This window comes from Legionella bozemanae, from assembly GCF_900450575.1.
GTDB classification, from domain to species: Bacteria; Pseudomonadota; Gammaproteobacteria; order Legionellales; family Legionellaceae; genus Legionella; species Legionella bozemanae.
On the sequence record NZ_UGGY01000001.1, the window covers coordinates 1,304,043 to 1,323,602 of the forward strand.

Below are 19,560 nucleotides of genomic sequence, written 5' to 3' on the forward strand. Positions count from 1 at the left end.
CTAAAATTATTTCAAGTAAACATCATGATCGATGAAAAAAATTTTAGTCTGAGATTTAATCTAATTGTCGAAGCCAACTATTTGCAAAAAGCCCTTTATGGTATAACTGTCAGATTGATTAAACACATAAGGATAAAAAATACAATGGATGTTCGCTCAACAATTACAAAAGCCTCTCTAGCCAGCTTAATGCTGATTTTTAGCCAATCATTGTATGCTAAGACACTCAAAGAAAATACAAATGTAACTCAGTGCGATAAAAATGCTGTATCTTTTTTTAATTTTCTTTTTGCAGATGGCAGCAATGGTATTGAAGCAATATCTTTTGCAGGTGATGCAAGCGTAGTTGTTAATGGCTCTCTTATAAGCGGAGGGAATGGGACATCTGGAGGAAATGGTGGGATTGGCATTCTTGTTGATAGCCTGACAGCAAATGCGAGGGTCACCACTAATAACACTACCGTCTCGGGTGGAAATGGGGATACAACGGGTCAAGGTGGTGCAGGCCTTAGCATTCATGCAGAGCAATTGATGGCCGCTAACCTTCAGAATAGCACGATCACGGGTGGCGATGGAGGTTCAAGCGGCATGGGTGGTCATGGAATTATTACTGGTTCTGACCAAGATAATACCCTAATCATAATTGATTCAAATTCAAAGGTTACCGGGGGTACTGGAGGTACAAATAGCCAAGGAGGCGATGCGATTAACTCCAACTCAGGACAATCCACAACAATTGTTCTTAATGGTAATAGCACAGTTCAAGGTGGTAACGGGGGGTTGAATGGTAATGGCGGCAATGGAGTGAGCCTTAGCTCAGTATCAGCATCCGTACTTATTATTGGTTCTGGATCACAAGTTGCTGGCGGAGATGGATTTGGAAGTGGTGTTGGTGGTATTGGGATTACAGGAAATAACCTTTCTATTACAAATGCAGGGACCATTTCTGGAGGTTTCTCCAATTCAATCCAGCAAAATGCGATCATCTTTACTGGCGGGATTAACTCTTTGGAACTAGAGGCAGGATCAATTATTAATGGTAATGTAATTGCCTTTAGCTCAATGGATACACTAGCTCTTGGTGGTAGTTCGAATAGCAATTTTGATGTTTCAACTATTGGTTCGCAATATCAAAATTTTGGTATTTATAAAAAAGTCGGTACCAATACGTGGGTTCTTACTGGCACAACCTCATCCATTACGAATTGGGACATACAATCAGGGATTTTATCGATTAGCGATGATAGCAATTTGGGAAATGCAGCAAGTATTCTGATTTTAGATGGTGGCACCTTACTCAATATGAATGCGATTAACAGTAATCGCATGATCACAATCACAGGTAATAACGGAAGCCTCGTCACCGATGCCGATTTAACCCTGAATGGCTCTCTTAGTGGATCAGGTAACTTAAGCAAACAGGGTAACGCGGTTTTAACTTTAATGGGTAACAGTAGTGACTTCACTGGAACAACAACAGTTGCTCAAGGCACATTAATCATGAATGGTACTCTTGGAGGCAACGTTAATGTACTCGGTAACTCTCTTTTTAGAGGTAATGGAACAATACTTGGCACAGTGACCGTAAATAATGGCGCAACTATTGCACCCAACACTCCAACCCAGGCATTAAATATGGGCGGATATATTTCTAATTCAGGCGCATTTTATAACGCAGAAATAAACCCAAATGGGAATTCCAGTTTAATTAATGTGACAGGAACTGCAGTTCTCAATGGAGGTATCGTCCAAATCACTCCAGAGCCAGGCACATATAAAGTTAACACTCAGTATACTCTAGTCAATGCTGAGGGTGGAGTAACAGGTACTTATGATGAGCTAATTCAAAGTCTTAATCTTCTCTTTATTACTCCTGCCTTAGCTTATGATGCGAATCATGTTTATCTGGATCTGCTACGTTCTACAACTCCTTTTTCGATTTTTGCTGTCACTCCAAACCAAGTTGCTGTAGCCAATGCTGCGGATACGCTTAATCCGAATGATGAGGTATTTACAGCATTAGCAAGTTTAGTTAATACAACTCAAGCACAACAAGCATTTAATAGTTTATCCGGTGAAATTTATGCTTCATCATTAAGTGCATTGCTTGAAGAAAGCCGTTATTTGCGTCATACGACCTTAAATCGTTTACAACAAATTTCCACCGAAGCAAGCACACAATTTGATTTTAATTATGGTCTTAATCATCCGTCCCCCGCTCAAAACAAATGGGAATGGTGGGTAGAAGGCTTTAGTGCTAAAGGATATTTATCCGGAAATTTTAATACCAGCAGGGTCACTGACTCCAATGGAGGCGCATTCATTGGCGTAGATACTCTCATAGGAAACAATATGCGTGTGGGTATGTTAGGTGGTTATCAGCACAGTAGCTTAGATATCGATGCGCTGTCTTCACAAGCCAATGTCAACAGTTACTCCTTGGGAGTATATAGTGGCGCGCAAGTCGATCAATTCGCCATACGCACTGGAGCTGCTTATACTTGGAATAACTCAAAAGTTAATCGTCAAGTTGCTTTCCCCGGTTTCCTCAACCAATTAAGAACCAGTTATAATCCGAACACCACTCAAGTTTTTGCTGAATTAGGTTATTCTTTTTATCTACAAAAACTGTTGTTCGAACCTTTAATTGACTTAGCCTACGTATCTATTGACAGCTCTGATTGGACCGAGCATGGTGGGGATGCGGCACTTACTGGAAGTGGTGATGAAGATATTTTTTATACTACTTTAGGATTAAGACAAACTGCTTTGTTAGCTAAAAGTCACTCATCAGAACTCAGCGAAAAAGTTGTCCTCGGTTGGCGCCATGCCTCCCAAAATATAAACCCGGTAGCCACTTTAGCCTTTGCTTCTGGAAGCTTACCCTTTTTTATTGATGGAGCACCCATAGCAAAAAATGCATTATTGATTGATGCAGGCTTGAATTTAGTTAATATAGATAAAAACATTACCTTTAGAGTAACGTACTTAGGACAATTAGCAAGCAGTGTTATTGACAATGGTGTTGCTGGAATATTGACTTGGCAATTCTTCTAAACGATTTCTAGCTATGGATAAGGTTTTTTTTGTTATCCATAGTTTTGCCCACTTACTTCATCGGGGGAGGGATCCATCCTTTTTAAAATTATTCAATCTGATCTAATGTGTACATCAGGCCTAAAAAGGTTTTTATTTTTACCAAATATTAATTCGAGAGTATTCTGACTAGAATAAAATTTTATGCTTAAAATTTGACTAAATTAATGAATAATATATCATAGTTACTTTCAGTAATTATCCAAAAAAGCTAATTATTTTATGATTTTTAAAGAATAGGTAGAGTAAAGTGGTTTCTCGTGAAATAACATTTAATAAGTCTGATTACTGTGATTCCCAGATCTAAGAAGGGCGGGGTTAAGGCGGATTCAACTCGCTAATGCAACTAGCTTTTTTGGGCAACCCAAACAGTTGCTCCTCCACATTCTGGATCTCTTATTTTATGTATTAATACTTTAAAATTATTATCTATAAGGATCTGTTTATATTCTTCAGTAGAAAGTGATGCGTGATAAAGTTCATGTCCTCCATTATCACTCCAAACCTCTCCGTATTCTGGTCCTGATGTAAAAATGAATAAACCATTTTGCTCTACATAAGAGCCTAGTAATTTCAATGTGCTGCGTTGATCTTCATGAGATAAGTGAAAGAAACTATGCCAAGCAATTACCGTATCAAATTTTTCGTTCAAATCTAAAGTACGCATATCAGCTATCAGCCATTGTTCTTTTGGAAATCGTTGTTTGCACAGTTCAATCATTTTTTTACTGGCATCTATTCCAGTCACTATATAACCTGCATTAATTAAAAACTTTGCTATAGGCTCTCCTGTGCCACAACCAACATCTAAGATTTTGCTTTTAAGTGGAAGATGGTTTTGAATAAAATTTAAATAAGATTTCTCCATTGTCAGATCTTTAGTGCGAGCATTGTCAAACCAATCAATAATTTCATCATAGACTTGGTAAACATTATCTTTATTTCTCTTTGTCATTTAAACTCCAGCTGCAAATCGTTCGTTAGGTGTGGCATACCCTAAAGTTTTTCGGGGCCTGTTATTAAGTTTATCCATTATCCTAGCAAGTTGGTTATTGCACACAGAGGTAAAACCTGAACCTTTCTTTAAATACTGTCTAATAAGCCCATTAGTGTTCTCATTCAGACCTCTTTCCCAGGATGAATAAGGATGAGCAAAGAAAAAATCAGTATTTAACTGAATAGCAATATCCTCATGTCCTGCAAACTCGCTTCCATTATCCGAGGTAATTGATAAAACTGAATTTGATAATGGTTTTAATGCTTCAATTATGGCTGTGGATACAATAATAGCTTTCTTAGATTCTACTTTTCTTAAAATCGTTAATTTCGAAACTCTTTCGACTATGGAAACTACAGCCTGCTTATGATTTTTACCTATGATTGTATCAATTTCCCAATCCCCAATACGATCTTTATTATTAATAACAGCTGGGCGCTCGTCAATAAATCTACGATTTTTAATTGGACCTGTCCTTTTAGGGCTTCCATATCTTTTACGATATTTCTTATGTTGATGGCGTAGATTTTTATATAAAGCACCGCCCTGTCTTTTATTTTTCAATATAAATTGATAAATCCATTCGTGGCTTAAATTGAAAATTGAGCAACGTTTAGCATAACCACATATCTGCTCTGGACTCCATTCGTCTTGTATTTTTTCGATAACAAAAGCTTTAATTGAATCAGTAAATTTAATACATTTAGGTTTTTCCTTTTTACGTTGCTCAGCAAAAGATTGCGCATAATCCGCTTTATACTCCCAATAACCTAACCGGGTTCGAACAAACGTAATATTACGATTTAACTCACGAGAAATAGTAGACTTATGTACACCCACTTCATCAGCTATCTTTTGTTGTGAGTATCCCACCTTCCACAATGCTTGTATCTTGCAACGCTTTAAATAATCTAAGTGTTTATACCCCATAATCTCAACTCCTGTACAAAATCAGGAATGGATTTTATACCATCTCAACTGATTGTTTTATATACAAAAGTTGCATTAGCGAGTTGAATCCGCCTAAATGTAGTCAACGATATGTTAAATTTTAATTTTTGTGCTCTCTTTATGGTGTATTTAACTCCCAAAAACCTCTGCAATGGCGTTTTCTATATAATGAAGCAGATATCCTCTTCCGGTCATGAATAGGATCAGTTTTCGATAATCTATAGGATTGTTAACTGGGTCTAGTTGCCCCTTTTTACTTTGTAGAATTTTAAGCATCCTTTCATACTCTAGTTTTTGATAAATAGGATCCTGTTTAATGCGAATAAAATTCTCCATATCATCTGAAGTTAGTTCATAGAATAGTGCACTTGAAGGCAACTTAACTGTTTCACCGCCAAGTAATTTTAATTTACTACCATTATTAGTTGTATTTGATGAAGCACCCTTTTAAAACATAAGAGTGATAGTCTCAACTACAACTCTATAATAGGAAGAAAGCTTCCATTCATCTTGTATATGCATTCTCTTTTCTGTTGCTAATAGTATTCCCCTACTAGCATATATTGTTCACCGTTTAATCCCTGCTTGAATTCTGTAATCGATTTATATATTGGCGAAGAAAGAGTACCTCCCAAATCAAAAAATAATTTATTTTTTGATTTAGCTTTTTGAATAGCCTCCCATAATAAAAGATTATGTGCCGATAATTTTCTTCCTAAGTCACTATTCCATCCAAGCATGTAACTACAGCACAAACCATGGCTTACTACAATAATGCCTGCTATATATTGTTGTTGGTATTCACAAAGGAAAATATGCATGCTTTTTTTGGGAACCATTTGCTTATAGAGACTTTCCAGAAAATCTTTATTAACACCTGTAAAGTTTTTTTCTTTCTTAAAAAGCTCATAGCGTTCCAAAAACCAATAAAAATCAGATTTTGAAATAACTGCTTTTATTTTTAAAGAAGATTTCTGAGCTTTCTTTAATTTATTTCTCCAATTACTTTTCATATTAGACAGTAAATATTCATTATCTAACCTTAAATCGATTAATGCGGATTCCCAGTGCATTTTATTGGCCAATCTATATCCTAAGTTGAGCAGTCTAGAATGTAAATGTCCAGAGAAAGGGAGAAAAGGAGACATCAATAAAGTCTTGCCTTTCCAATAGCGCCAATGTTTACGTATTATATGAAATACATTTGAAACATGAATAAGATTATAATTTTTTAATAAAAATATAGGCCCATGTTGTATCCTAGTTAGTTCAAATATGAATTTTCGGCTTGAGGTTTGAAAAAATGCAATGGGCATGCCCTGATAGGAAATAACAAATCGCTTAACTTTCCATCCAACTAATCTAAGAGCTTCTCCATAATCCCATGATTGCATAAAACTCGATCTAATACTTTCCACCATTAAGTTATTCCATTCTTCTTCAGAAGTTACTTGTTCTAGAGTATAAGATGAGGATTTTTTTATGAATAAACGAGTCATAATTTGAAGCAATTTAGAACTCCTAATATCTTAAAATTTAATGACATCCTTAGGGCTAGCTTTTTTAATCCAACATGATTGTTGAATCTAATTTTCTTAGAATGGTTTAAACTCTCATCCTAAGGCTTGTTATAGATACAGAAGAATGTGTAGGTGCGGGTAATAGGAGAATCAGTGACAACTGCTAACTGAAAGAACTGACTGTATGTAAGTAAATCGGCAATGAACCGTCGAGAATGATTAGGCTGATGGCGTGATACCACTCTTGAAAACCATTATGTCAAGCCTTTCTTCGTGTTTCTCATATCTTCCATTCAATAATTCTCTGCTTAACAAAAATCATCTTATCTCCCCAGAGACAAATCTGGTCTTGTTGCAAAAACTAATATTAAACCCAGTGATCCTGTTATGTGTTAGCTAATCTAAGAGGGATAGACAAAAATATCTATACGTAAAAATACCCATGAATAAGAAATGAAAATTTCTTAAAAATCTTTTCTTCTTAAGAATATCTGAATTTATTTGTACTTCAGACTTAGCTTAGATACTAAGTGTGGAGCGTATAATGACCGAAGAAAAAAGCTGAAAAATGAGGTAATGCTATAGGAGCAAATCCAAATGCTCCTGAATTGCATCTCGTTAAAAAACAGTAACTTGAGAGTATTAGTGGAGGTTTATGTAGAATCCTATCGAGAGGTATTTCTTCTTCTAGCAATTACTAATTATCGCCATTATTTGTTTATTTTAAATAATGAGAAATTCATTCTATATCTGCTTTAACAGAATAAGTTAAATAGTACTTTCATAAAAAGCATTAAAAATCTCCTGCTTATTTTTAAGTCCTGTTTTTTTTCGTACATCTTCAAAATGACGCTCTACAGTACGAGTGGAAATTTGAAGAATCTCAGCGGTTTGTTTTGCTGATTTTCCCTGCGCAAACCAATAAACGACTTCTTTTTGTCGAGGAGTTAATCTGAGTGAGATCTCTTTATTAAATTTTTTCAAAGAAATAAACTTCTTTTTAAGAAGAAAAATGGTTTCATTTTCTGAGGTTGCTCTTTTTAACAAAGAGGAAATCATTAAGTCATTCACTACAGATTCTGTGGTTTTTTTTTGTTGGTTTAACCCAAGAAGTTTTGACTTAGCGATTTGTCGAGACATATTTTGAGTAAAATGGTAAATATATGTCTCTAAAAAGCTCAGGTTATTAACAAAAAAATTGATTAATGCAGCATTTTTATTTGAACCAGAAAAAAAATAAAAGGCAGTATGATCCTTATGTCGATGGCAAATGGTAATACCAAAACCACTATCAAAATGTGTTAATCCATGGCGAAAGATAGGAAGATGAGAATCTTTTGGCCATAAGCTATATCCAGTAGTAAATAGGGTTGGATTAGTGTCATAAAGACTGCTGTCATGTAATTTTAAATCGTAATAATCAGCGATCCATTGAGGTTTATTACTTAAATTAATTTGCGTATTATCATCATAATTAATTAGCGCCGTAAATGTATGAATTCCTACAGAGTTAAGTGGTGAGCATAAGGGCTTTAGAAGTTTACTTACTTCAATTAATTCTTTGATTGCACTAGTTTGTTTCATCATAAAGTCCATTTAAGATAAATTATTTGTTTTTAAATAACCCTATTCCGAGTATATCATGGAGGAGAAATTTTATTTTGATGATCAGGCAAAGTTGCAAACTCCACTGGCTTTGAAGAAAAAAACCGCCCAGACTTAGAAGAAGTTGAAAATACTTTTTTTTCTAACCAGGGCAATGTCCTATATGCGGCTGGAGCTAAGAGAGGATGTGAGCCTGTTAAACTATCAGACAATTTTTGTAGTTTCTTCCATATATTTTCAAATTCTTTTGAACGGGGCAAATTATATAAATGAATAAGTAAATCTTTTAAGTGATCAAAATAATTTCCCGTTCGCCAGTCCTCAATGGCAAGGTTGCGTGCAATACAACGTGGGAATGATTGACTTACACTATCCATAATCAATAGTGGAATAAGGGGTATGTTACTTTGAATAATTTCGGAAATTTCATCCTGAACCATCCGATATTTCATATGGTGGTATTTAGTATATAAAGAAGGGGTACCTATAAGTACTACAGCATCTGTCTGTTTAATTTTATTAATATGTTCTTGTATTCCATGTCCCCATCTGCTTTTTTCGAAATCGATGAGCACGATAACTCCCAACTCTTGAAGATGATTTACGAGAGCACGTAGATAACTATTAATCCAATATTCATTTGACTTCTCGGGTAAAGGCCAAGCATAGCTAATAAAAATACACTTGGGAGCATATTTTTTAGCTAAAAGCCAATTACGCACTTCTCGAAGAGTTTGATTAAATACACTGTTTAAGAGAGGATTTTTTATCTTATTTTGTTCTCTCCATGCTAAATCTGATTCTAATGAATCAGATTTTTCTTCTAATTTTTCTTCAGGATAATTTGCTTTAAAATTTGCTATAAGTTGGTTCAGTAAATGGATGGTAGTTTCTCGCCATAATGGTAAGTCGAACAATTTATCCTCTTTAATAGATAATTCGAGTAATTGTTCACTGTATCGTAAAAAATCCTTCTTATTAATTTGATGAATTTCTTTAATTAATAGAGGATGTTTTAAAGTGAGTGATTCAAGACTTACGAAATTTGTAGCCATTTGATAGAAAAGAGTTAGAAAATAAATTTGTTTTTGAGTTAACGAAGTTTTTGAATATATATGATGAAAAAGCTCTTCAAGAGCTTGAATTATTTCAATGGAAGCATTCTTAATAGTCATATCAATATCAAGCAAATTTAATAAAAAATCTAATTATACTTTAAAATCCTACCTTCTTAAGTAGAAAAGATTTTTTAAAAAAATTTCTCTTATTTATGGGTGTTTTTCCGTATAGATACTGGTGCCTTTTGCCTTGTATTATACAAGGGTTTTTCTTAATTTTTTATTTATTAGACTTATTGAGATTGTGGTTGTCCATAGAGGGAGCTTTGGTGAAAAAAAAGAGGATTAGGTGGTTGTTTTCGTCGATTTATTGCCAGTCTACCAGGATACTTATAAATTACTGTTGCAATTATTTAAGTATACGAAAAAGTTCCCAAAGGAATACAAGTATAACTTGACAGATAAAATGCGCCATGACGCCTTGCAGTAAGGGCGGCCAACAAATCAGAGCACAAAAAAACCGGAATTGGATGCCTTTATGGATGATTTTGAGTTACTCAAACTAGAGATACGCCTTTGTGTGGACATGAAGTTGTGCATTGTTGGCATCACTTATGGAGCGCATTGGTCGTCAGATTACGGGCTGGCGCTACGGCGTTAGTGAGCGAGTATGTTTGGATTAAAAGCGATGGAGGGAGTGTCTAAATGCGGTTAAATCGTGTGACGTAAGAGTTTTTGCGTTAATCAACACACGAGTGCAACTCGTCTTGTTACTTATGGGGAAAGTTCGCAATTTGTTTGCTATTGCTTTAGGAAGCTACACCGAATTAGCTACTACTCTATACGAGGAGCAGTTTGAGAAAGCAAAAAAATCTGGAACGAAAGCACACTTGAGCTCTTTCGCTGATACTCAGGTTAGTAACTTGTCACCGGCATATAAAATATTTAATTCTTCTGTGAATATTCAAAGGCCCATTTTAGTCACACATGACTCCATGGGCAATTAGTATTAGTCACAGCTTATTTAAAGTTTTTTCTCGAACTCGTTTCTTTTGCATGAATGGGTGCATTACCCCTAAAATAGTCAAGAAAAATATCCTCCTCCGCTTTTCTATTTATTGCGGTTACATCATGCGCGCGTTGGATATAAGCATCTTTTAAAAGCTTAACTGCCGTTTGATAAGTCTCCGTATGCCAAAAATTAACCTCGTCAGCGTTACGTCTAGCCTTAAAAAAAACTAAAAATTTACTGATAGACGAGCAATTGTGGATAAAATCATAACGTCCCCTACTTGGTTTTTTTATTTCATTAAAGAAATCAAGTATTTTTTCACGAGTAAAATGCTTCGAATTTAAGTGCAAATTCAATTTGCGTAAAAAACTATTATTGTCAGATGCCTTAAAAAAAATCTCATTTGATTCTAATATTTCTATTGGTGGTTTTATTTTTGTTGGTTTTGAAAAAAAACTAGCACACCATGGTAGAAATGTATGAGTAGGCTGTTTTATAACTCGTCTATTTTCTTCTGGAAAAATTTTCCGATCAGTTGAATTCTCTAGCTCCTTTTGATAATGCTCCTTAATCCGTCCTACATAACAGCTATTAGGGTGAGATAGGCTCCATTGTATAAGAAAATCTTTTAATTGAGGAAACTCGCCATCGGTTGCTGTAACGTAATGTGAATTAGAAATTACATGAATCTGATAATTTTCTTGATCTTGTTCGGTTTGCTCAGATATTATTTGGGGAATTGTATCGATACTTACGATATTTGTATCTATGAAATAGACTTCATCTTTCTCATTGGTTAGATATTGTTGCACATATCGATTTGCATCAGTACGGTGACCCTGCATAATTACAATATGTTTCATACTAAATGCTCTCTTTTTGCATAAAATAAATAATATGATTAAGTATATGCTACTGAATAATAATTGCACATTATATGGGCAGTGTTAATGTGACCTCATTAAGAGCATGCTAAAGAAAATGATGATGAAGAATAACAAAAAGAAAGACCTCAATGGTAGTAAATAGTTCCTTACATTAGAATCGCTTAAATCGTCAAACAATCGCAGGACATCGCGGATAATTCATCAGTATTAACAAACAAAAATCCCATTTTATTTTATCCTCAAAAGTCACCGCTAAAACAGCACCTGCAGTATCAAATAATTTCTTCTAGCATCAATCAATGACACAAAGGTTGTATTTGTCACCAATTGTAAATAAATTCTTTTTTTAAAATGAGGTTTTTTTGATAGCAAATGAATCCAAATGAATGTGAAAAAATTATTGGCATTTGGATTATGGTAGCTAGAAAGGAGCAGGGATTCATGGCAAACGCATTAAATTCCCCCTAAAATCTATTTAGCTTGTTAAAATTTTTAATAGATAAGCATGATCCCATCCAGCAGTTTTTCGTCGGCAGGCGACTCCATTTTTGTGAGAGGATTCTTTTTTGAGAAGATTGAGAGCGATTCGTCTAATAATGGCTAAATTATGGGCTGAGTGTCCGACATGGGCTTGATTCAAATCCTCGCGAAAGCCAACATCTAAAGACCAATGCAAATCAATTTCAATGTGCCAATGTTTTCTAACGGCTTCTTTAAATAAGTCGATTTGTTCGTAATCCAGACTCGTGATGAAGTATCGAGTAGAGCGTTCTACTTGATTATTCGTTGTGTGTACCACATCGACTTTACCAATTCCTTTTAATCCAGGCCAACGTAATTCAAATAGTAATGGGGCTCGAGATGAAATTAAGGTATAGCGCCTGGTTTCTATTCTGCCGTGAGCATGTATTTTCTCAACTCGGCGTAAATGAAGCATTTTTTTATATTTTTTCTCTTCCTCTTCAGCACGTAAAAAAATAGTGCGTACGTCATGATATAGCGTGGGTTGATTTTCTTTCAAAGATAGAACGTAATTAGCACCCTGAGTAATAATTTGTTTTGCAATTTGAGTCTGACATCCCATGGCATCGAGAGTAATCGTTGCGCCTTCTATATGCATCATTGTCAATAATTTGGGGATAGCACTAATTTCGTTTGATTTTTCTTCAGTTTTGACTTGAGCTAACAGAACACGATTCTTCGTTGCCCATGCACTAACCAGATGTAACGCAGGATGATGTTGCCTTTTATTCCCAGAGCCTCTTAGCGTTTTTCCATCCAATGCAATAATTTCATTTTTTAAATCAATATCTAATGAAGCTATCCATTCATTAAAACACGTTTCAAAGCAATCAGGCTCAAGCAAGGCAAATACTCGGGAAAAAGTATCATGAGAAGGAATGCCTTCGGGAAGCCCCAAAAACGTTTCTAGCCATTCTTGTTTTGCTAAGCCAAAGCGCTCTATTTCTACCCAATTATCCGCACCGCATATCGTTGCTAATATACTGATAATTAATATATCCTCAAGATTATGGCGTAAATTGCGGTGACTAATTAAACGAGGGTCTTCTAATTGCTTAAAATGGCTTAGAAAAGTTCCTTCTATATTCATCTTATTTTCCCTAAAAAATAAGACCTTATAAAGTTATTTAATCCTAATTTCAATAGATGGGTAGTGACGCTAATAACAGAATTATGGACTAGAGAATTTCAATGCGTTTGCCATGAGCAGGGATTGAGGATTATGTGAGGTAGGATATGTATATAGTTGAACGATGCACAAATTTAAGATTTTGTAAGTAGCCCTTTCACGCAACGGATCTGGCTCTGAACTTTCTTTAAGAGGGTATCATTGATAAAAATATTAGCATCTTTATAATATATGCCATTAATTGATTTGAAGTCATATATGTTCTTATCCATTTTTAAACAACTACCTGCTGATGAATTAGTTAACCTATTAACATCTGTTGGCAGTAAAGAATTATTTACTCGCTGGCGAAGTATAAATCGAGAGACTAAAATCCAAGCGGAATTAATCCTGCTTTCTTCACAGAGAGCTGATTTTGTCCCTTATCAGCAGAAGCTCCTTCAACAGTTTGCCGCAAACCCTAGTTTTTCAAACCAAAGGACAGAGCAGGAAAAAATTGTCTATTTAAATACCCTCAAACTTTGTTTAAGACGCAATCCCTATTTATCCCTCATTGATAGAGTACATTGCTTATTGCTCATCCAAAACCTTGAAGGATTCCGGTATCATGTAAATAATTCAATATTTGATCAGACTCTTGTACGCATTGAGAAAAAAATTTTAACCTCAGACGAAATAACTATCTTAGTGCCTCAAATGACTCTAGAGCAAAAAATGAGAATAGGAAGAGCCCTTATTCAGGAGTCTGAAGATCTTCGGTGGCATAATTACCCGGAGCTAGATATTCTTATTGCTTGGATACCCCATAGCAATGAATCACAACGAACCACATTGATAGATGTTTTTCTAAAGAAATTAGAAGATGATTGTGTATATATCCGCGAAGGTGCTCTTTCAGTTCTTTCTGCTTTGGTGCCATATTGTAGTGAACAACAACGAATCATGTTAACGGATATCTTTATTCAGAAATTAGAAGATGATTTTGTACATCCCTGCGAAGCTCCTCTTTCAACTCTTTCTGCCTTGGTACCATATTGTAGTGAACAACAACGAATCATGATAATAGATATCTTTATTCAGAAACAAGAAGATGATTCTGTATATGTTTGTAGGTCAGCCCTTTCAGGACTTTCTGCAGTTATACCATACTGTAATGAACAACAACGGATCATGTTAATGAATACCTTTATTGAGAAATTAGAAGATTCTTTAGAAGATTCTAAATATTACGACAAAGCATCAGAATATTGGGATGATGCATTAGAGAAAGCTGCATCTGTCAGCGCAGCAGCCCTGGGAGGGCTTTCTACCTTGGTACCATATTGTAATGAGCAACAACGAACTATATTAATAGGGATCTTTATTAAAGAGTTAAAAGCCGGGTGTCGATCTGTTCGCGAAGCCGCTCTTTCTGGCCTTGTAACCTTAGTACCTTACTGTAGTGGTCAACAACGAATTACGTTGATAAATATTTTAATTGAGAAATTAAAGTGCGAGGATTGGAATACCCGTCGAATTGCGCTTGATGGTTTTACTGCCTTGGTAATACAAAGTAATGAGGAAGAACGAATGCAGTTAATGAGTATCTTTATTGAATGTTTAGGAAAGGAAAATTTCTCGAACTGCAATCTTACAACCTTAGTTTCGATGTGCAGTGAAAAACAACGAACACAATTGATGAATGCCCTCATTACCCAGTTAGATGATAGATGGTGGCACTGCCAACCGGTCCTTTCCGAGCTCACCGCCTTAGTTCCAGGCTGTACTGAGCAACAACGAATCATGTTAATAAATATTTTTCTTCAGCATTCCAAAAAGGGTGATGAGAGGATCCGCAAAGCAGCTCTTCCTGGACTCATTGCTTTGGCTCCCGAATGCAGCGAAGAGCAGAGCATTATGTTATTAAATGAATTAAAAAATGATTTAGATAATAACCAAGAAGCTATGAGCGCCTTATGCCTTATAATATTTAAGATCCTTCATTCAAAAAAAAGTGAATTAATCAATCACTTGGTTATGCTCATGGCAGAAATTAAGACTCCGTCAAACCTTATAAATGCTCTGGGTATTGAGTTAATACGCACATACTTAACCCAGACTTTATCCTCTGAGCATAGTGCGCATATAAATACATTTTCTTTATAATAGTAACTTGCATTTCATTGTATTGTATGGATATCATTATAGCGATTGTTTGACAATTTAAGCGATTCTAATGTAAGGAACTATTTACTACCATTGAGGTCTTTCTTTTTGTTGTTCTTCATCATCATTTTCTTTAGCATGCCTACTCGTTATTGGTTTTGGAAATTGGATTTTTTTCTATTTTTTCTTTTTCCATGGTTTTTTCCGATTCTGATTTATGCTCTAATTTTCCTTCGCCCATCATACCTTTATCACCAGAAAAAACTGAATGGTTAAAATCAAAATCATAGTTATTAATTTGATTTTATGGATATTAATAAGCTCTTGCAGGGTTTAAATTTTGAGATTTCTAGTAATTACCTCTTTCTTATTACTAATCATAAACTGATTTTGCCCAGTCATCTTCATCACAAGTAGTGCTCTCTTTAATTCTATAGATATACGAAGCATCGATGATTTTAGTATAAGGATGTTCTTTAAATAGGTTATCCGATGAACTTAAGACAAGATCTGTTAGCATACCTATTTTTGCTGTTATACGATTTGATTGAAAAAAATTCTCCATAAATTCCGGATAGAGCTTATCTAGCTCCGAAAGGCTTTTATTAAAAGGGTTGCTACTACCACTGAATTTAGTATAAAACTCTAAATAAGCGGTAGTGTAAGCACGTAATGCTATTCTCTCCTCTTCATTATCTACTTCTTGAGTATATTTTTTTCTTAAAAGTGAAATTAGCTGGCAGTAAAGTACATTAAACGCTGTTGTTGCTTCGTGGTTATCAAAAGGTATACTGACATAAAAAGGGTTCATCAATTCTTTATTATGAATCGTTATTTTTTTTATGCTACAAAAGGGTACAGCTAAGGCTGTATGCTCTTTTTCTCTTTCCATTCGACTAGGAAAATTAAGCTGATTTTTACGAAAGGTCGCATGAACATCCACAATATAATCAGAAAACAAAGTAGGATCGATTGTAATATAGCATCCATTTCCCCAATGTAATGCAATTTGTGGATCTTCTGACATACTCACCATATGAAAATCATTAGATAGATTTGTTAATTTGTGCAATTTTATTTGCTCAATATCGACTACTTCAGGAAAACTTTGACAAAAAACTCCTGTAAAGAGGGTGGGCAAAAGAAAAATTATACCTGCAAGATTATTATCACCTCGATATAGTGATTCGATAACAGGGGGGATTTTTGCAACATTTGATAACTGCACACCTGAGAAAGATTTTATACTTTTACTTGGGAAAAATGCTGGGTATTTATTATACATAATCTGTTTTATATCGCGTTACTTTGCGCAATAATATATCACATTGATCGCAAAAATTAAAATACCTGTTTGTTTATGATTGCAATTTCTGGATAACCATATTCAATAATTTTGCCCAGTTAAATCCCATAACAGTAAATCAAATTGCTATTCCTCAATCCGCAGAAGAAGTAAGTCAACTAATTTCCAATCATAATGGCCCTATATCCATTGGAGGCGGTCAATATAGTCAAGGAGGACAAATTGCAACAGAAAACTGTCTTTTTCTTGATATGCGGAAAATGAATAGAATTGTTAAATTAGATAAACAAAAACGCCAAATTACTGTAGAGGCTGGAATAACATGGAGACAAATTCAAGAGGCCATTGATCCTCAGGATCTTTCTCTTAAAATAATGCAATCTTTTTCTAATTTTACTGTAGGGGGTTCACTTAGCGTTAACGCCCACGGTCGTTATGTTAATGAAGGGTCTATAATTCGCTCAGTTGAGTCTATAAAGATTGTTCTTGCTGATGGTACTCTTGTAGAGGCCAGTCCTACACAAAACTCAGATCTGTTTTTTTGGTGCAATTGGAGGTTATGGAGGACTAGGAGTAATAGTTGAAGCTACTTTAAATTTAGATGTTAATACTCCTATAATTCGCACAGCTAAAAGGATGAACATAGATGAATATAAGAACTATTTTTTTCAAAACATTCGATATTCAAAAAATGCTATTTTTCATAATGCAGATTTATATCCCCCAGATTTTCAAAAAATTACAGCTGTAACTTGGATCAAAACCGATAAACCTGTCACCATAAAAGAACGACTGGCCTCTCAAGATAGGCCTACTTTATATCAAGAATATCTTTTAAATTGGATATCAAATAGCAATAGTGGCAAATACTTCAGGCAATATATTTATGACTGGTATAAAAATTTAGGGGAAATTCAATCATTACTGATTTTTTAGTAATCCCTAAAATTTTAAGATAATTAGCATAAGCCCAATGATACTTTCTTTTCCAGAGTACTTTGTTCCAGTTAATTGCAGAGATGCCTTCATCATCAACAACTATCATAATACCTGTATATGGGGATATTTCCGTTGTTAAAAACGGAGAAACATTTCCTTTATTTTGTGTATTATCGAACAAAACTTATTTGAAACAGCTATGATCTAAAAACTTCTTTTCTGAAATATCGAATCGATAAACATTTCCATTTGCATTTATTAGAATAATAAGTTGTGTTTCCTCAATGAAAAATTGGCATTGATTTTTGAGGGTTCCGTTTTCGAGAAAAATAACAATGAATTCATAGGTCGTGCTGGACTTGTTTATCTTAATCACAATGCTAATCAACCGGATATCGAAATCGGATATGTTTTACATAAAAAATACTGGGGGCAGGAGCATGGAGTCGAATTAATGGATGCATTAATTGATTGGGGATTTGCTCATCTAGCTGTTGATAAATTAGTCGTTGTTACTCGTCCCGAAATATAAAGTCAAAGCGTTTATTAGAAAAATGTGGCTTGCATTATGTAAGAACCATTGTATTTGGTAATACAGATTTTCTATTGTATGAAGCGCATAAATAATGCACGGATTAGCTCTAAGAGAAAAAAATATTTGAGAAATAGGAAGTCGAAAATTGATAGCGCGAGCTTACTTCGGTGTTTTAATACATTCATCAAAATGGGGGAAGCTCGATTGTACAAAGTTCTAGATTTATTTAAGCCTGTTGCAAATATTGATTTATATGAAAAATTGAACAAATAAATAAAAAGGTTTAAAAATTGTTATACAATAAAATAAGAGCGCTCCTTTGTTTATTGCATGGATCCACTATAGCCTTTGATTTAAAAAGTAGATACCATCTCATTACCCTTTCAGGATGATCATGGCCAATGCGAGATAAGATCTTAATACTTTATGCACTTTCGGCTCTATTAGGCATATTAACAGGGACTGTAGGTTCATTATTGCAGCTGGCAATCCATTGGTTAAATAATGTTTTAATCAGCTGGTTTCATTTCGCAGGGTCAAAAGGTTATAACATCAGTATCATCTCTGCACTCACAACAATGGTCATGGTTTTCATCGCGTGGGCATTAGTAAAATGGGCTGCAACGGAAGCATCAGGAAGTGGTGTTCAGGAAATTGAAGGAACTTTGCTCCATGAGCGCCCAATTTTTTGGCGAAGACTATTACCTGTAAAATTTATCGGTGGTGTTTTGTCAATTGGTTCTAAGATGGTGCTTGGGCGAGAAGGACCCACCATTCAAATTGGCGGTAACCTTGGTGAGATGTTCGGTGAATGCTTCTCTTTAACAAGGAAAAGGCGTGATTCACTTATCGCGGCTGGAGCCGCAGCAGGTCTTGCAACAGCTTTTAATGCACCTCTTGCTGGTGTCCTTTTTGTACTTGAAGAAATGCGTAGTGGATTTAATTTTTCCTTTACAAATTTTAAAACAGTTGCCATTTGTTGCGTGGCTGCAACCATTATGTTGCATATCATTATTGGGCCTCAACCCGATATTAAAATGGTTGTCTTTACCCTGCCAAGTCTTCAATCGCTTTGGATTTTCTTTGTCTTTGGTATCATAGTAGGTATTGTAGGCCTTTGGTTTAATGTGTTTTTGATGAAACTGCTGTACAGCCTGGACAAACTAAAACCCTGGATGAAAGATATATATGTATTAATTATTGGTCTTACAGTAGGATATTTGGCTTATGAACAGCCTGGCGTTGTTGGAGGCGGGTATCATATTATTGAACAAGCTTTAATCGCTTACCCTGATTTTTCAGTTTTGATGATGTTACTTATAATCCGATTTATTATGACTTTATTGTGTTATGGCACAGGTGTACCTGGTGGTATTTTTGCACCTATGTTAGCTTTAGGAACTATTTTAGGATTAGCTGCTTCACATATTCTTCAGGCAATTTCAAGTGAGATAACCATTCATCCGGGTATGCTTGCAGTGGCTGGCATGGGTGCTCTGTTTGCTGCTTCTGTAAGAGCACCGATTACAGGAATTATTCTTGTTGTTGAAATGACACAAAATTATTTATTGATATTGCCATTAATGATTACCTGTTTGACCTCGACTACAGTTGTTCAGTTAGCAAAAAATGCTCCTATCTATACTCAACTTTTACGTAGAACGTTAAAAAAAGAAACATGTTCATAACGGTATGCTCCTCGGTTTTTATTTCCTCAGTATGCAGCATTTTCTTGTTCAACAGAAATTTTATCGTAACAATTTAAGCTGACAAACTCTTCAGAGTCGTTGGTTCCTAAACTAGATTTAGATTGGCCATTGGGTAGATTTTCTTCTTATTACTGATGTTTTAGTGTTTT

14 protein-coding genes are annotated in these 19,560 nt (G+C 35.0%); 6 read left to right on the plus strand and 8 right to left on the minus strand.

What is annotated here, in order from left to right:
* The first annotated feature begins 144 nt into the window (after window positions 1–144).
* The gene (locus tag DY223_RS05590; protein ID WP_058459905.1) at window positions 145–3,057 is read left to right on the plus strand and encodes an autotransporter outer membrane beta-barrel domain-containing protein; all 2,913 of its coding nucleotides are present in this window, start codon (window positions 145–147) and stop codon (window positions 3,055–3,057) included.
* A 385-nt stretch (window positions 3,058–3,442) separates the two neighbouring features.
* On the opposite strand, the gene DY223_RS05595 is transcribed toward DY223_RS05590, so the two are convergent.
* The 7 genes from DY223_RS05595 to DY223_RS05640 form a co-directional block, all read right to left on the minus strand.
* The gene (locus DY223_RS05595) at window positions 3,443–4,051 is read right to left on the minus strand and encodes a class I SAM-dependent DNA methyltransferase (RefSeq protein ID WP_058459904.1); all 609 of its coding nucleotides are present in this window, start codon (window positions 4,049–4,051) and stop codon (window positions 3,443–3,445) included.
* Entirely contained in the window at window positions 4,052–5,023 is a 972-nt protein-coding gene (locus DY223_RS05600; RefSeq protein WP_058459903.1) for an IS30 family transposase, read from the minus strand.
* Window positions 5,024–5,580: 557 nt separating this feature from the next.
* Entirely contained in the window at window positions 5,581–6,555 is a 975-nt protein-coding gene (locus DY223_RS05610) for a lipid II:glycine glycyltransferase FemX (RefSeq protein WP_131744502.1), read from the minus strand.
* A gap of 777 nt (window positions 6,556–7,332) precedes the next feature.
* Complete coding sequence (locus DY223_RS05615; RefSeq protein ID WP_160116275.1) at window positions 7,333–8,151, minus strand: helix-turn-helix transcriptional regulator; 819 nt, start codon at window positions 8,149–8,151, stop codon at window positions 7,333–7,335.
* Between the two features lie 53 nt (window positions 8,152–8,204).
* The gene (locus DY223_RS05620; RefSeq protein WP_115684285.1) at window positions 8,205–9,344 is read right to left on the minus strand and encodes a toll/interleukin-1 receptor domain-containing protein; all 1,140 of its coding nucleotides are present in this window, start codon (window positions 9,342–9,344) and stop codon (window positions 8,205–8,207) included.
* Between the two features lie 903 nt (window positions 9,345–10,247).
* Window positions 10,248–11,102: a hypothetical protein gene (locus tag DY223_RS05635; protein ID WP_058459897.1), complete on the minus strand. Its 855-nt coding sequence runs from the start codon at window positions 11,100–11,102 to the stop codon at window positions 10,248–10,250.
* 499 nt (window positions 11,103–11,601) lie between these two features.
* Complete coding sequence (locus DY223_RS05640; protein WP_058461108.1) at window positions 11,602–12,738, minus strand: ISAs1 family transposase; 1,137 nt, start codon at window positions 12,736–12,738, stop codon at window positions 11,602–11,604.
* 297 nt (window positions 12,739–13,035) lie between these two features.
* Between DY223_RS05640 and DY223_RS05645 the strand changes: the two genes are divergently transcribed.
* The gene (locus tag DY223_RS05645; RefSeq protein WP_058461107.1) at window positions 13,036–14,922 is read left to right on the plus strand and encodes a hypothetical protein; all 1,887 of its coding nucleotides are present in this window, start codon (window positions 13,036–13,038) and stop codon (window positions 14,920–14,922) included.
* Window positions 14,923–15,295: 373 nt separating this feature from the next.
* Here the strand turns inward: DY223_RS05645 and lart1 are convergent, their stop codons facing one another.
* Complete coding sequence (gene lart1 / locus DY223_RS05650; protein ID WP_058461106.1) at window positions 15,296–16,207, minus strand: NAD(+)--arginine ADP-ribosyltransferase Lart1; 912 nt, start codon at window positions 16,205–16,207, stop codon at window positions 15,296–15,298.
* 149 nt (window positions 16,208–16,356) lie between these two features.
* Between lart1 and DY223_RS05655 the strand changes: the two genes are divergently transcribed.
* The 4 genes from DY223_RS05655 (at window position 16,357) to clcA (ending at window position 19,390) form a co-directional block, all read left to right on the plus strand.
* The gene (locus tag DY223_RS05655; RefSeq protein ID WP_259293214.1) at window positions 16,357–16,812 is read left to right on the plus strand and encodes an FAD-binding oxidoreductase; all 456 of its coding nucleotides are present in this window, start codon (window positions 16,357–16,359) and stop codon (window positions 16,810–16,812) included.
* 52 nt (window positions 16,813–16,864) lie between these two features.
* A complete protein-coding gene (locus DY223_RS05660) occupies window positions 16,865–17,164 on the plus strand; it encodes a hypothetical protein (RefSeq protein WP_058461104.1) in 300 nt (99 codons plus the stop codon).
* 301 nt (window positions 17,165–17,465) lie between these two features.
* On the plus strand, window positions 17,466–17,699 hold the full coding sequence (locus tag DY223_RS05665; protein ID WP_259293194.1) for a GNAT family N-acetyltransferase: 234 nt from the start codon (window positions 17,466–17,468) through the stop codon (window positions 17,697–17,699).
* 404 nt (window positions 17,700–18,103) lie between these two features.
* On the plus strand, window positions 18,104–19,390 hold the full coding sequence (clcA, locus tag DY223_RS05670; protein WP_058461103.1) for a H(+)/Cl(-) exchange transporter ClcA: 1,287 nt from the start codon (window positions 18,104–18,106) through the stop codon (window positions 19,388–19,390).
* Window positions 19,391–19,560: the final 170 nt, after the last annotated feature.

Coding starts and splice junctions, on each gene's coding strand:
- DY223_RS05590 (WP_058459905.1), top strand. CDS start 145: ATGGATGTTCGCTCAACAATTACAAAAGCCTCTCTAGCCAGCTTAATG.
- DY223_RS05595 (WP_058459904.1), bottom strand. CDS start 4,051: ATGACAAAGAGAAATAAAGATAATGTTTACCAAGTCTATGATGAAATT.
- DY223_RS05600 (WP_058459903.1), bottom strand. CDS start 5,023: ATGGGGTATAAACACTTAGATTATTTAAAGCGTTGCAAGATACAAGCA.
- DY223_RS05615 (WP_160116275.1), bottom strand. CDS start 8,151: ATGATGAAACAAACTAGTGCAATCAAAGAATTAATTGAAGTAAGTAAA.
- DY223_RS05620 (WP_115684285.1), bottom strand. CDS start 9,344: ATGACTATTAAGAATGCTTCCATTGAAATAATTCAAGCTCTTGAAGAG.
- DY223_RS05635 (WP_058459897.1), bottom strand. CDS start 11,102: ATGAAACATATTGTAATTATGCAGGGTCACCGTACTGATGCAAATCGA.
- DY223_RS05640 (WP_058461108.1), bottom strand. CDS start 12,738: ATGAATATAGAAGGAACTTTTCTAAGCCATTTTAAGCAATTAGAAGAC.
- DY223_RS05645 (WP_058461107.1), top strand. CDS start 13,036: ATGTTCTTATCCATTTTTAAACAACTACCTGCTGATGAATTAGTTAAC.
- lart1 (WP_058461106.1), bottom strand. CDS start 16,207: ATGTATAATAAATACCCAGCATTTTTCCCAAGTAAAAGTATAAAATCT.
- DY223_RS05660 (WP_058461104.1), top strand. CDS start 16,865: ATGAACATAGATGAATATAAGAACTATTTTTTTCAAAACATTCGATAT.
- clcA (WP_058461103.1), top strand. CDS start 18,104: ATGCGAGATAAGATCTTAATACTTTATGCACTTTCGGCTCTATTAGGC.